Source organism: Segatella copri (genome assembly GCF_019249655.2).
In the GTDB taxonomy this organism is placed as follows: Bacteria; Bacteroidota; Bacteroidia; order Bacteroidales; family Bacteroidaceae; genus Prevotella.
This window is the reverse complement of the sequence record NZ_CP137557.1, coordinates 3,690,064-3,705,313: the sequence shown is the minus strand read 5'-3', so window position 1 is coordinate 3,705,313 and position 15,250 is coordinate 3,690,064. Positions and strand designations below refer to the sequence as shown.

Annotated in this window: 8 protein-coding genes; 1 reads left to right on the top strand and 7 read right to left on the bottom strand. The window is 44.5% G+C overall.

The genetic code is table 11. The annotated features are described in order from the left end of the window. Window positions 1-339 precede the first annotated feature (339 nt). The 4 genes from tnpC to KUA49_RS15080 form a co-directional block, all read right to left on the bottom strand. Window positions 340-1,920 carry an IS66 family transposase gene (tnpC, locus tag KUA49_RS15095; RefSeq protein ID WP_318331635.1) on the bottom strand — a complete coding sequence of 527 codons (1,581 nt, stop codon included), beginning with the start codon at window positions 1,918-1,920 and terminating at the stop codon, window positions 340-342. A 101-nt stretch (window positions 1,921-2,021) separates the two neighbouring features. Next, window positions 2,022-2,369 (bottom strand): IS66 family insertion sequence element accessory protein TnpB, encoded by a 348-nt coding sequence (tnpB, locus tag KUA49_RS15090; protein ID WP_218413625.1) that lies wholly within the window; start codon window positions 2,367-2,369, stop codon window positions 2,022-2,024. Continuing rightward, a complete protein-coding gene (locus tag KUA49_RS15085) occupies window positions 2,357-2,767 on the bottom strand; it encodes a hypothetical protein (protein ID WP_270532637.1) in 411 nt (136 codons plus the stop codon). Before KUA49_RS15085 ends, tnpB begins: the two co-directional genes overlap by 13 nt. 271 nt (window positions 2,768-3,038) lie before the next feature. Continuing rightward, window positions 3,039-5,546, bottom strand: coding sequence for a hypothetical protein (locus KUA49_RS15080; RefSeq protein ID WP_218413617.1), 2,508 nt, complete (start codon window positions 5,544-5,546; stop codon window positions 3,039-3,041). A gap of 107 nt (window positions 5,547-5,653) precedes the next feature. Here KUA49_RS15080 and KUA49_RS15075 point away from each other — a divergent pair, with 107 nt between their 5' ends. Next, window positions 5,654-6,940: an IS1380-like element IS942 family transposase gene (locus KUA49_RS15075; RefSeq protein ID WP_055235773.1), complete on the top strand. Its 1,287-nt coding sequence runs from the start codon at window positions 5,654-5,656 to the stop codon at window positions 6,938-6,940. A gap of 564 nt (window positions 6,941-7,504) precedes the next feature. Here KUA49_RS15075 and KUA49_RS15070 read toward each other — a convergent pair. From KUA49_RS15070 to KUA49_RS15060, 3 genes are all read right to left on the bottom strand, one after another. Next, window positions 7,505-10,159, bottom strand: a complete 2,655-nt coding sequence (locus KUA49_RS15070; protein WP_218413309.1) for a chitobiase/beta-hexosaminidase C-terminal domain-containing protein — start codon at window positions 10,157-10,159, stop codon at window positions 7,505-7,507. A 77-nt stretch (window positions 10,160-10,236) separates the two neighbouring features. Beyond that, window positions 10,237-12,009: a hypothetical protein gene (locus KUA49_RS15065; RefSeq protein WP_218413310.1), complete on the bottom strand. Its 1,773-nt coding sequence runs from the start codon at window positions 12,007-12,009 to the stop codon at window positions 10,237-10,239. A gap of 46 nt (window positions 12,010-12,055) precedes the next feature. Beyond that, window positions 12,056-15,250, bottom strand: a complete 3,195-nt coding sequence (locus KUA49_RS15060) for a SusC/RagA family TonB-linked outer membrane protein (protein ID WP_218413311.1) — start codon at window positions 15,248-15,250, stop codon at window positions 12,056-12,058.

The following is a 15,250-nucleotide window of genomic DNA, read 5'->3' as shown; positions in this document are numbered from 1 at the left end:
GGGATTCTTGATTCCGAAAATAGAATAAACAATGGATTCATGAAATACTCTTCACTCTTCACCCAGCCCTCGTAAACCCCGATAAACAGGGCGTTTCCCAGGGTGAAGAGTAGGCTCAACTCTTCACCACTCTTCACCACTCTTCACCCAAGCCTCTAAGCCTGTCCCTTCTCTACCAGAGAGAAATCTTAACCATTTTCGGTCACCATCGCAGATGACCCGATTTTGTACAATTCTTCATGCTATTTATTTTTTCAATGTCCCCTTATGGTAAGCGGCTCCGCGTTTATACCTTGCATAATTCAAAAAAAACAGTAACAGCTGATTAAACAAATGCTGTTACTGCTTTTTCCATCGGTCAGGAAGTAAGTCTCTATATTTCTCCAGTGGGGTATTCGGTTGCCATTCAATGGTCTTTTCTATGACATCGCTAATGTATTCAAACAGATTGATGCCATTCAACTTGCATGAAATAGCTATAGAATATAGGATAGCTCCCCGTCTTGCTCCTTCGTGCGAGCCAAAGAACATAGAGTTTCTTCTTGATAGTGATATGTACCTCTGGATTCTCTCAATGTAGTTGTTATCGAGAGCCGTATCACCTCTTTTGAAGATGTCACAAATGGCATTATATTCATTAAGGGCATAGCCGACCGCCTGCGCCAAGGTAGACTTGGGCAGCAAATCCTTCCTGGAAGATATTTCCTCCAGTTTCTCCAATAAATCCTGTAAAATGTCTGGTGCGTATGACTGCCGATAGGCAAGATGGTCTTCAACGGTCCATCCATTTACCCCAACCTTATGTTTTTTGTCTTCTCGATAAAATCTGTTGATGATATCTACGACCTTCTGAGCATCCTTGTCCTCCTTGCCGCAGTCGATGAAGTCTCTCTTGACATGCTGTAGGCAGGCGATTCTCATAATGTCAGGATAAGCATCCGACTCCAGTTTCCGGTAAGGAGCATATGCATCACTCTGTATGGTACCTTTATAATCAGAGAATACGTTAAGTATGACCTGCTCAGAACGTGAACCATCCTCATATACGAAGAAGACAAGTCCCAGTTCAGGCGCACTTACAGCCCAGAGGTAGCCTTTCTTCGAACCCTTGTCCGTAGGCTTTGTCTTGGCTAACAGCACTTTATGATATGTCTCGTCTGCCGAGACATAATCCTGCTGCAACACTACTTGGCAGATAGCCTTATAGAAGTTTTCCAGTACATCGGCACTTCTGGCAATCAGCTTGTTTGCCGTAGCTTTCCTTAACGTAAACCCATTGTCGGCAAAGTATTTGGTAATTCGCTCTACCGGCATGGAATAGATGTATCGCATCTGCAGGAGACCTGCTGCAAAGGAAGGTGAATAGGAAGAATTCAACAACAGAGCCGGCGGAGTCTTCCCCGGATACATGATACTTCCATCCGTATAAGTGTTGATGTGATACACGGTCTTGATGAACTTGATGGGTTCCATGCTGTAACGTATACAGGTACGAGTCCCGAAGAGACGCAACGTCTTCAAAAGCTCTGCATCCATGACTGGATCTATCGTAACATGCACTTCTTTCATTTCGTAATGCATGTCACGCTTGGCTCCGTTGTTTTTGCGTGCCTTTCTTTTTTCGGCCTGCTCTTTTTTCTTCTTGTCAAATTCCTCCTGGGGCATCGAGTCTTGTGGATTCTTCTCCTGACGTTCGGACTTCTTGCCTGAAACGAGCTTGCCGAGTGCCTTGTTCTGACGATTCGCTTTGTCTATGGCGATTCCTTTCTGGACGAGTAGTTCTTCTAATGACTTTATACGTATAATGAGTTCGTTGACCTGTAGGGTCAGCGAACTCACTGTAGTATTAGCTTGCTGAAGTTGTTCGTTGGCAAGCTGAAGTTGTTCCTTCAAAAGTACTATAATTTCGTCCTTTGTCATAGTGCAAAGATACGAAAAAATATCGAGATATGCAAGTATTCTTATATATTATTTTTAGTTATTTTATTGATGTACAATATGTTAGAATTTTCCTGCCGCTACTATAGATTGAGTCTCTTTCTATATTTCATGCTTTTTAGGCAAATTCCGCTCATGATGGCCGATAGTGTCCTGTACGGCATTTTGCATTGTTTGTTCTTGGGGTCAAAGAATGGTAATTCAAAGGTTCCTCGCTCCAATCGCTTCTGGTACAGCAAGAAACCATCGCCATCCCACTTGAGCATTTTTACCTGCTGGCGGTTCTTGGAGAAGAAGATGAATACCGCACCACCAAGTGGCGGAAGTTCCAGCTCGGTTCTCACTATCTGATACAAGCCATTTATGCCCATGTTCATTCGTACGTATCTCTGGCAGACATAGTACTGGGTACTCTCATTCAATCCAAACATACTGCATCCTCCTTCTCATAAAGTTTCATCAACGCCATAACAGACTTGGCACATCCTTTTTTAACGGAAACCAAAGTTCCATTTGGAAAGGTTATGTTTATGCCATAAAGGAGGTCCTCCATAGGAAGATCTATGGTAGGAGGTTCCATAGGCACGAACATCATGCCTGTACTTGATGCAGATGCTTCTGCTTTTTCTCTGCGGGCTGCCTCCTGGGCTTGGCGGATTTCCTGCTTGGCACGTAAAACTGAATATCCTTTTTCGCACATCCAGTTCATCATGGTGCGATGATTTACATGTCTTTCCTTCAAGAAAGGAGTAAGTTGGGCCTTGGGGTTTCGATTCAGATAGACTAAGAAGGAATCCCAAGCCTTCTCAAAACGTTCGTTTGCTGTCATAATTTGTTTGATTTTAAAATGATGGTGCAAAGGTACGAACAAATGAGAAGACTACAATGGTATAAACGCGGAGCCGCTTACCCCTTATGGGTGAAGAGTGGTGAAGAGTGGTGAAGAGTTGCGGGAACTCTTCACCACGCTAAACACCTTGTTTATAGAGGTTTGCGAGGGCTGGGTGAAGAGTGAAGAGTATTGTCCGAGTGCTAAGTTTACAGCATTCTCTTTTTGAGAGTTTTTCTTCCGGGATAGACCACTGAGAGTGCATGAAACATCATCTATTCTTGACTATATTTCCATCAGGAGTTATCGCCTCAGCAGAAATAATAAGTTGCCTGCATGTACCCGTATTGCAAATTCTCAAATCCACATAGCCTTCCTTATTGGTCCTTACGTAAGGATTCCAATACAATGTACGACGGAAATCTTCATTGGATGGAAGTTCACCATACCCCGGCGAATAGAACTCCACAGCAGGACTATACCCATCAAAGAATGTGTGGCGCAAGTTTTTGGGGCATTTTCTAAACATCTTATGGGTATAGACAAAGACTGTTGCCATATTACCAATTTTCGCCCAAGCATTTCCCACCAAATAGCGTTTCCAGACATTAGGAGCTTCGGTAATATAAATCGCCTTTACTTCTCCCATTGTTACAGGCATATCGTCTATAGTTCTACTTTTCATCAAAGGAACCGTGCCTGTAAAAGGGAGACCATTTGTGATACATCTTGGACTATTGTCCAACATCCACAAAATAGGATTTCCATTATAAGAGAAATCGCAAACATCTTTATCATACCAAAAAGCAGGGTTAAAGGCATCAAACAGTTCTCTATAATCACCCTTAAACGCATGATTTTTCTGTTTCAGCCATTCATAGATATAGGGAATCTCCTCACCTTTATCCAAAAGTCTGTCTCTCTCCTTATCTATATTATAATATAGGTAAGAGACTTCCTTGCCTTCCGTTATATTATCCCAGGCTATTCCACTTTCCCAAAAATGCTTTTTCTTGACCACGGTGGGCAACATGTGAGTGCGAGAGAGCATGCTGATACCAGCAGGCTTCTCTAACACTTCATCAGTATTGCGGCTGTAATGAAAAGAAGTCATGGCTGCCGTGGCATCCTGGGGACGCATCAACTCCAACAAGGAAAGGGAACGAGGTGATGGAGAAAAATTACGGTCTATCTCTATACTATACTTTTTAGGTATGTGAACAAACATATTCCATTCTCCATCACAAGGAGGAACTTCTATCACGTAATAGCCCAGACTGTCGGTCACAGCATTCCCACTCAGAGACTGCCCCAACTCATTGTAAAGGCGGAAACGTAAATTCTGGTTGGACACAATGGCTTTCTTTTGAGGACCCTTTAATCTTCCTGAAATGCTCAATCCCTTTTCTACAGGATGAACTATCTTGAAGTTTTTCTTGCCCATCATCTGACTGAGATCATAACGACGCCAGCCTTGAACCAACATCAGCAGGTCGGCTGCTTCGCGATGTTCGGCATCGTCTGACTCAAAATAATATTCGGGATGAGACACATAGCCATGCAGTTCTCCTGCCAACAGAAGCCAGTTCTCGCAATCAAGAGAAGAGATATTCTTTTCCGTATCGGCATCACGAACTGATAAGGAGAATATGGTAGATGGGGGAGCATGAAAAGACAGGTTGATTGGGGAGGACGGGAGCAAGGAGGTTTCTTTTACGGTAACACTTATGCTATCTTTTAAAGTCCGGGGATATTGGAAAAACAACCTGTCTGCAAGAACCTGACCAGCGCCATTGACTACACTGACCCGGTTTACACCATCAGCAATGGCTGAATCTGGAAGAGACAAATATATAGAACGACTACCCGCTACAACATCCACATGCTTCAATGCACCATGAGCTGTCAGTACTATTCCCAAAGAATCCTGGGCAAAGGAGGTCGTTGTATTCAAATTCACACACCAGGATTTACCAGACTGTGTCACTCTCATGCTACAGCCTTCCTTTTCCGCCACAGGCAATTCCTGGCGATATAATCTTCCCCTCTTATCTTTCAAGTTTAGAGAATATATCTTACCAGGCTGTGCTACAAGAGAGAATACGCCACGACCGTTTTGAGAGGTACTGACAGAACATAGGCACTCTTCTCCACAGGACAGTTCACCCGTTCCATTAACAGGTAAACCCTGACGGTCTCTTATTTCAAATGCTACACGACAAGACAAGTTCTCTACCAAATGACCACCTTCGGGGAAAAAAGCTATATTACCATCCTCTGGCTTGGCAAAGGATATCCCAGTTTCCTCCTTAGTAGGCACTTTTTCTGATTCACGAACTTGCCAGGCTGTTTTCCCTAAAGAAGGACGAGAATAGTCACCTTCCTTGCCAGGCGTTTCAAAAATAGGGAACACACGAGAGAAAAGCCAGCTACTATCCCAATTGAGCATATAGCGAGTATAGGCTCTGACTTCATAGAAACCACCTGCCAGCACGTTACGTAAGTCAAAGACGCCATCAGCCTGTCCCATAGCCCCTATCGGAAGTTTTTGGGTTTCCACCACATTACCGCTTCTGTCAAGCAATTCAACATAAAGGACTCGGCTCACATCAGTTGCATGGTGATTGTCACTACGCAAGACATAAGCCTTAAACCACATCTTCTCCCCCATAAAATAAGCTGTATTATCGAAATGAAGATACACTTTTTCCTGAGGGAGATAACGATTGAACAAATTGATTCTATTTACCCTTAATTCCGCAACACTATAGTTTAACATTATTTATAAGTGCCTGAGCAACAAAAAGTTGCCCAGGATTTTGCCATGTCAGAATTTTCACTTACCTTAGTGTTGCGAAAAGAAGACAAGCAAAACTCTAATATGACATGGCAAAGATACAAATAAAATCTGAGAAACTCACTCCTTTTGGAGGAATTTTTTCTATTATGGAGCAATTTGATGCTCTTTTAGCTCAAACCATAGATTCCACCTTGGGATTGAGATGCACTATGTTTGGTTATCAATATAGCGAAATTCTACGCTCTCTGATGTGCGTATATCTTTGTGGCGGCTCATGTATTGAGGATGTTACAACTCACTTGATGAAACATTTGTCTCTTCATCCAACTCTTCGCACTTGCAGCGCAGACACCATATTGCGTGCTATCGAAGAACTGACTTGTAAGAACATCACCTATAAATCTGCTTCTGGCAACTCCTATGATTTCAATACTGCAGACAAGATGAACTGCTTATTGATCAAAGCCCTGCTTGCTACTGGTCAATTGAAATCCGGTCAAGAGTATGATTTTGACTTTGACCATCAGTTCATTGAAACAGAGAAGCATGATGCAAAACCAACCTACAAGAAGTTCCTGGGCTATAGTCCAGGTGTGGCAGTCATTAACGACATGATTGTCGGTATTGAAAATAGAGACGGCAACACAAACGTGCGCTTCAACCAAAGAGAGACTTTGGAAAGAATCTTCAAGCGACTGGAGGCATCAGAAGTATATATATCCCGTGCCCGCATGGATTGCGGCTCATGCTCGGAGGAAATCGTAGATATGGTAGAGGCTCATTGCAGGCATTTTTATATTCGTGCCAACAGATGCTCTTCCTTCTACGATTCCATGTTTGCCTTGACTGGATGGAAAACTGTTGAAATCAACGGTATTGAATTTGAGCTGAATTCCATCCTTGTTGAGAAATGGAAAGGAAAACCGTATCGTCTTGTCATACAGAGACAAAGGCGAATAGATGGAGACCTTGACATTTGGGAAGGCGAATATACCTACAGATGTATACTGACTAACGATTACAAGTCGAGTGCAAGAGACATCGTGGAATTCTACAATCTTCGTGGTGGCAAGGAACGCATCTTCGATGACATGAACAATGGCTTTGGCTGGAATCGATTGCCAAAATCGTTCATGGCACAGAATACTGTATTCCTGCTTATGACAGCTCTCATCAGAAACTTCTACAAAGCTATTATGCAGAGATTGAAAACCCATGAATTTGGATTGCGTGCCACCAGCAGAATCAAGACCTTTGTTTTCAAGTTCATCTCTGTTCCTGCGAAATGGATTAAGACATCACGTAGGCATGTATTGAATATTTACTCAGACAACAATGCTTATGCCAACCTGTTCAAGACAGACTTTGGTTAAAGACCATGCTTTTCTGGTTAAACCAGCGTATTACCTCAAGTCGCTTTATGGGGTAAGGGGATTTTGTGTCTGCGACATTTCTGTTGTGCAAGAAATATGTACAATAAAATGAATTTTGTCGCTTTGCAAGCAAAATCCCACTAAACCCTATAGGTTGCGGATTTGAGGTTTACCATTTCCCGTATCCCTACATCCTCCGCAGCATGAAGAGGGGAAAAGAATAGAAACACTATTGCGAATATTACAAAGTTACAATTTACTCTTCTCATATTATTACAAACTAACTATGACTCTGTAGATTCATATTTCCACTCAATTTTACCACCATTTCTAGTACATTCGTTTGAGCACTTCTGCATATTTAATCCTATCTACCTGCAAATCTTCAGAACTAGCATTTACTACCATAACAAACAGAGACACTAAGGCCAATATATATTTTTTCCCATTCAGTTTAAGTTTTATAAATTAAAACAATAAGCATAAACAAGTCTAGACAATTCAAAAGTTTTCAGAGGCAGGCCACACCGATTATGCAGCCTGCCTTGAATATTATCCTATCTATTAGTTGAGCTTCAAGCCAGCAACATTATAGATGGCATTACCCTTCTGAATAACAAGGCGACCATTCTTGCTGAACTTCATTACCTTCACATTCTTTGCTGCATCAGCAGCAGGGATAGACTCTATACCTGTTGTAGAACCAGCAGTCTTGATAACATAGATGTCATAAAGCTGCCCCTTAGAGCCACCAGATACCTGAGCAACACGGAGGTAAACAGGTGTAGTCTCGTTCAAGTGGAAACGAGTCTTCTTGTACAAACGCTGAGATTTAGAGAAGTTCAAATCTCCAACCTTCTCCCAAGTTGTACCATCAGCAGACTTCTGCAACTCGATGCCAAGGTCGCTAGTACCACCATTAGAAAGATAAGTAACAACATCAAATGTTCCATCAAATGTCTTGGTTGACTTCACACGCATAGTATAAGGATCACCTGAAGACTTACCACCAAAGCTAACCTTACCCTTAGAAGGTGTACCGCCTATCTCATCGATAGCCTCTTCTGCAAAATAACCAGCAGTACCAGTGAAGATACCAGAAGAAGCTGAGACATTGGTCTCACCTGTGATTACCTGACCTTCAGATTCGATAATCCAATCCGTATCAGAAGTAGAAGATACATACTTGTAAGCCTTTGGGTCTGGCTTATAGATAACTTTCTCCTCACCTGTCTCAGGATCTGTCTCGGTATGGTCAACCTCGCTACCATAGTAAGCCCAAGCAGACTTGCCGAAGTAATAAACAGCCTTAGCTGCACCACTAGCACTGCCAGCAGTAATAGCTTCTGCCAAAGGAGTAGAAACACCATCAGCATCTGTTACAACAGCATTTGTGAACCAATCAGCCTCATTGGCAGTGAAGTGAGAGATAGTATCCTTAACTTCAGGAATACCCTTTACTGCAAACTCTATAGCTACAGCCTCGCTCTGCAACTTGCCCTCAGCAACCGCAAAAGCTGTGATGGTACCAGGCTCAGTTACCTCTACAGGCTCTGCATAGGTAGCAGCAGTGCTGGTCTTGGTCTGTCCACTGAATGAATAGTAAACCTGAGCACCCTCTTCCTTGTTGGTAATGGTGATGACAGACTTACCTTCCTCTGATGCAATCTCAACAACCGGAGCAGCTGCCTGAGACTGGATGTCGATTTCCTTAGAAGATTCCTCACTCTGGAGATAACCCTCAGAAACAGCATAAGCTGTCAACTTAACAGGCTCTGTGTAAACCAATGGCTCAGAATAAAGCTGGTACTCGCCATCGCCTACCTTATAATAGACCTGAGAACCGCCAGTTGCACAACTGATAGAAACAGTGGTCTGCTGATCTGCATAGTTCAAAGAATAAGAAGGAGCAGCAGCATTGGTTACATCACGCTTGGTTTGAGCAGCCTCGTTGATGATATTACCAAGAAGGCTAGACCACTCGGCGTAAGTTGTTACAGCGGTTTCATCAGAACCCAACAGGAAGTAGCTGTTCTTGCCTGCACCATTATTATGACGATGGATGGCAACAGCATCACCCTGCTTAGCGATAACCTCGTCGTTGGCAAACTTCTCTGGAAGAGTTACAGACACATGAGATGCATAATCGAATGTACCATCCTCAAGCGTAAGGTTTGTCCAATAGCCTGCATCAGCATCGGTCACGGTCATTGTTGTTACATCGTCAGCAGCTGCGGTATAACCAAAGAGTTTGTTGTTCAAGTTAACCATTGGCACGAAAGCGATGTTCTTCTCCAAGGTTGGATAAGCAGGAGACTCGGCTGTTACGTCTGAACCAACAACCACTGCCTCGTAGCTACGCAAAGACTCATCGGTAACCTCATCGGTGGTAGCATCGATATCTGTATATTCAAAGCCATCGGTAGGACGCATAGCATAATCCAAGCCTGCGCCACCAGCATGCAACCATGCCACCTTGCGAGCCTCACCCATGTTGTCACCCTCATCAACCTTGATGAAGTACATGTGGCAGCCATTGGTGTTGTAAATCAACACATTGTAGGTACCATCCTCGTTAGGAGTATCCGTCAAGCCCTCTTCTGGTACCTGCCAGGTCTGCTCCACGTAAGTCTTAGGCACCGCATTGGCTTTGCCATCAGGATCCATCAGTTTGGTACCCTTGGTGCTAAACTTGCCGTTCTCCACGATGTAGAGTTCATAACCACGAGCCTCTGTGGTTTTGTGAGACTCCACACCCATAGTAATCTTTGCACCAGCCTTTACATTAGGAATCACGAAATAGTCCTTCTTCTTAGAACCCGTCCAGAGATAAGAAGCGCCCTCATAGCCTGAGCCATTGTTGATGGCGATGGCCAAAGAACGATTCGTAGTGTTGGTGTAGAGCAAGCCATCCAATTCCTGGATAGGCTGTCCGTCTGCACAAAGCTGAGCACCAGTGGTAGCATTACCCTGGGCCTTTACCTCCCAGAAGATTTTACCACCTTTGGCAGCAGCTTGATTACCATTTGCCTTCTCGATGTCTGACCAGCCACAAGCAGGATTCAAGGCTTCTGCATCTGTAGAGAAATTAGCAGATGCGCCCTTGTTCAAGTTGGCAATTGTAGCGGCACTCCAATTCGTGAAGTCCCACTTTCTACTTTCTGCATTTGCTGTCAATACACTGACAGCCAACAATGCTAGTGTCAAGAATTTCTTCATACACGATAGTTGTTAAATTAATATTAGGTTATTTATTCTTCTTCAAGATGATTCTCTATCCGTTCGATTCCCGGATTCTAGAGATGATACTTCACCCAGTTGGCACCATTCATGATGGCAGCACGCACCTGGGCAGCCAATCCTCTGGTTTCATACTTAGGACAGATTTCATCTGCCACGATACCCCTGTCCTTGTATCTCACAGCCACTCGGTTCATCCAAGGATAAGTCTTGCCTTCGCAAGAGAACTCCATTTCAGCCTCCTTCATGATCTGGATATCGTTGTTTCGCTTGGCAACTTGCATCTGAGCCGGATTGTTTCCGGTTTCAATCTGGCGCGCCGACAATTCGTAGGCACCACGGATTCCGGTATCAGGATACTTGCGAGTACCCCACTCTGCACTAGAAGTCCAGTTGCGGGTAAATCCTTCCCACTCCGGATACTTGATCGGCTTGCCTGCCTTGATAGAGTCATCGTTGGCAACAAGTTCATCTACCTTCTCACCCGTCATTCCGCTGTTGAGCACACTGTTCAATGCCGAGAAACGGTCTAACTGATTCAAGGCCTCACACAACATCAGATGATACTGGGTGGAACGATAGATATAAATATGCACATCGTCCTGATAAGCGTTGGCACGGATGCCATTGCGGCCACCATTCTGACGATACTTGGCGATGTAATAGCCATCGGCACTCTTTCCTACCAGATTCTTAAAGCGAGTTTCAGATGTTGAACCGCCTGGATTCTTATCAGGATTGGTGAAATTATCCATACCGGCCTCAGAAGGCTTCAATAGATACTTGGCAGGAGTATCACTATTGAAATGCTCTACCAAAGAATTGGTCTGCCCCTGGTTGTAATCGTAAAGGATGGCACATACATTCTCAGGTACGTATGGCTCCTGCGACTGCCACAAATTGGCATAACGTCCCTTGGTTCCGGCATTAGGACACCAGTAAGGGTTGTTGCCCGAGAAACTCTCATTATTTATATATACGTTCAGCGCCTTTAGGAGCAAGTCGGCAGCCGTCTTGTAATACACCTTGGCAGGCTCATTGCCCACACCATTGTCGGCATCCAGATAAGCACCCTTCCAAAGACAAAGCTCAGAATAAACACCCTCGTAAGTTGGAACGATATAATTCCACTTGCGGAAAGGAGAAGCCGCAATGTTCGTCACATTCGTCGGATCAAGCCATGCAATCCAGTCAACTACACGGTCGGACTTCACACCATCATATCCCGCTTCCATCAGGTTCAGGCATTTATCTATCACCTGGTTCATCGGAATGACATTGTTACGTGCCTGTGCCAAGAAAGCATCCACACTGCCCACGGGTTCATCTATCCAGGCAGCCTCGCCATAAATCTCACCGATGGTCTTATAAGTCCATGCCTTGATGCGGATGGTAGAAGAAATCAAGTCCTGGCAGATTTCATCATCCACCTGTGGCATCTTTCGAAACTCCTTCACCTTGTGCAGGTAATCATTGCACGCCAGAATCAACTCATAGTAGGCAGCAGGAGAAGCATATTCGTTGCCCTGCAAGTTATCTGCATACTGATAGAGCGACCACAAGTCGGTGCCTGCATTCTTCGTCGGTTCGATAAACTCAGCACGAGTATCCGTAAGCAGGATTTCCTTGTCACCTATCGCCTGCATCTTGGTCAGCAATCCCACGAATCCCGTGTACATCTCGGTATTTTCCGAGATATAATGCTTGTCGCTCACCTGGTCGTCGGTATCTGGATTAAAGAAATCCGAACATGAAGTAAAGGTCAGGGAGAACGCTGCAGCGAGTACCCCTACACTCCATTTGTATCTTTTGAAAATATTACGTTTCATTCTTTATTCTCATTTTAAATCGATTCAATACTACGTTCTGATTCTTCTAGAATTTCAGATTCACACCAATCTTCACGGAACGTGGCGCATTCAACTTGCCATAATCCACACCTTGCATCAAATTGCTGTAAGAATAGGCAAACTCCGGATCAAGACCCAGATACTTGGTGAAGGTAAGCAGATTCTCACCCGATACGTAGATGGTAGCTCCCTGAATGAAATTCCAAAGCGACTTATCGTAAGTATAGCTCAAGGAAATATTGCGCAACTTGATGAAGTCGGTGCTCTCTATCCAACGGTCGGAGAAATCGTTGTTACCACGTGGGTCACCCCACTCGGCATGCGGCATATCAGTGACCTGACCTTCCATGTTCCAACGGCGAACCACAGATACCGACTGGTTAGAGAAATCGGAAGCCGACTCTGTGACACGGCGCATGGCATTGTAGGCCTTTCCACCCCACTGATATCCGAAGTCAACATCTAATCCGAAGTTCTTATAGTCAAAGTGGGTATAGAAGTTGCCAAATCCCTTAGGAGTGGCCGAACCCAACACAACACGGTCGGCAGCATCAATTCTGCCATCACCATTCTGATCCACAAATCGAATATCGCCAGCCTGGTAAGCCACACCTCTATCGTTCAGCAAAGCTGTCTTGCTTCCATCTGCTTGGGTGTAAGCGGCATTCGCCTCTGCCGTAGTGGAATAGACTCCTGCTGTCTGATAACCATAGAAGGCAAATGGTGATTCACCCTGACGGGTAATCAAGGTGGCATTGTCTGACAATGAATAAAGCATGTCGGCAGCACCATTCATACTCTCCACCTGATTGTTGACGGTACTGAGCGTAGCACCCAAAGTCCACTTAAAGTCCTTGGTGACAACAGGTGAAACCGAAACCTTCAACTCTACTCCATCACCCTTGATCTTTGCAGCATTGCGATAGTAAGGAGCAGTACCCAAGAGTGGAGAAGCATTTCCGAAGAGAATCACATCCTTGGTCTTGGAGTTATAATACTCGGCAGCCAAAGAAATGCGATTATTGAAAAGAGCCGTCTCGATACCCACATTGTAAGTGGTGGTGATTTCCGGTTTCAGCACATCGGTGGTTGCCAAGTTTGCACGTACAATACCTGCAATATCCAGGAAAGGACTTGAAGTATAGTAACTCTGGTAATACTTGCTGCCGAAGCGACTGTTACCCGTCGTTGAACAGTTGGCATAAAGATTCAGCTTATTGATGAAATCTGCAGAATGAAGTCCTGGCAGATTCTTCACCATCAAAACCACATCGGCTCCCGGATAAACCTTGGCATCACCAAACTTTCCTGCAACACTGGATGCACCATCCAAAGAAGCAGTCAACCCCACCTTTGCCAAATTAGCGTAAGTATAATTAGCTACGGCATAGAGGTTCATCCAATTCCACTTGTTGTTGTAACCATCGAAATAGCGTTTTTCAGAAGAAGGCACACTACCCATCGTCTTCAAGTAATCGTTAGGCGTATTTCTTCCGAATGACACATCATACTCGTAATCGGTGGTCAGAGCCTGGAATCCCAACTGCACCTTCACATCATGCTTCTTGGCGAAAGTCTTCTGGAAATCGGCATTCACATGATAGAACATATTCATGGTGTAATTGGTTCCCACTCTCACTGTGTTGTTGGCATTGCCATAACGGTCGGTAATAAACTTGATAGCCTGCGAGGTGACACCCGGAATAAACATATTTTCCTGGTTGTAGTTGTAGTACAAGCCCACAATGCCATTCAAGGTAAGCCACTGCGCTGGGCGATACACCAACTGCACCTTGGCATTTACATCATACTGTTTCTGGGTAGCCTCAACGGTATTCACCACCGCCAACGGATTGGATACATAATAATCGTCGATGGCACCATATTTATAGGTACTATAGTTGGAAATCAACTTGCCGTAAATATCGGTACTGTATGGCGAGAGCAATGGAGAACGACGATATGCCGCCAACATTGGATTTGCCTCGTAGCTCATGCCCTGCTCCATGAAGTTACCCTTCATGTAAGCTGTGTTGACAGACGCCAGGATTTCCAACTTACGACTCACCAGGACAGACGCATTGATTTGCGCATTATAGCGGTCGTTGTTTGTATTCTTCAAGGTTCCCTGATCGCCATTATAGCCCAGAGAGATGTTGTACTTGGCGATGGCATCACCTCCTTCTACCCTGAACAGATAGTCCATGGTAGAAGAGTTGCGCAACACCTCATCCTGCCAATTTGTGTTGAAGCTATAAAGCTCGGCATTATTGGCTTGCGGATTTGACAGGAAGGTGAAATCATTGAAGAAAGCCTCCTGATTGGCGTAATGCGTCAAGCCCATATCCGTGAGATAACTCTTGTATTGGGTTGAGTTCATCAGAGGCAAACGGCTCTTGTTCCAATTGAATCCATAGATGGCATTGAAAGAGATGCGAGTATTCATGTTCTCCTTGGATGCCTGGTCGGTTTCGATGAGAACCACACCATTGTTGGCAAGAGAACCATAGATAGCAGTAGCCCCATCCTTGAGTACCGTGATATTCTTGATATCCTGGCCATTGAGTGCCTCGAAGATAGAACGGCTCAAACCACCTATTACCTTCGACTCATTCTTGTCAGGCATGAATGGCACACCATTAATGACAACCAACGGATTGCCATCGCCTATGATGGTTTTCAAGCCTCGTATCTGCATATTGGCACCCTCACCAGGAATTCCGCCCTTATTGACAACACGCAAACCAGGCAATCCACTTTGCATCGCCTTCTCTACAGTCATAGAACCAAGTGCGAAGTCCTTACGGTTGATATTATTTCTACCCGCCATGGTAGGGTCATTTTCCACGGTCTCATGAGGAAGAACAACCGACTCGTTATAGCGAGAAGTCTTGTTTGAAATGAGGTGTACAACGATTTGCTTCCCTAGTTCATGCTTCTTCAGATGTTCCGTCTTATTGAAATATCCCTCATGGCGGAAAGTGAGCATAACATTCTCTTTGCAATCCTTGATGGTAAACATACCATTGGCATCTGTGCGCACAGCACCCTTGCCAGGCATCGAAATAACCACATTTGCTACCGGTTGCCCGTCGTTGCCCACCACCTTACCTCGCAAGTCTTGCGCCTGAAGATTAGCCGAAAGTGCAAGAGCGGCACTCAGCAAGAGTGCGCCCTTCACATTTCCTTTGGCATATTTAGAAATATAGCTTTTCATCAT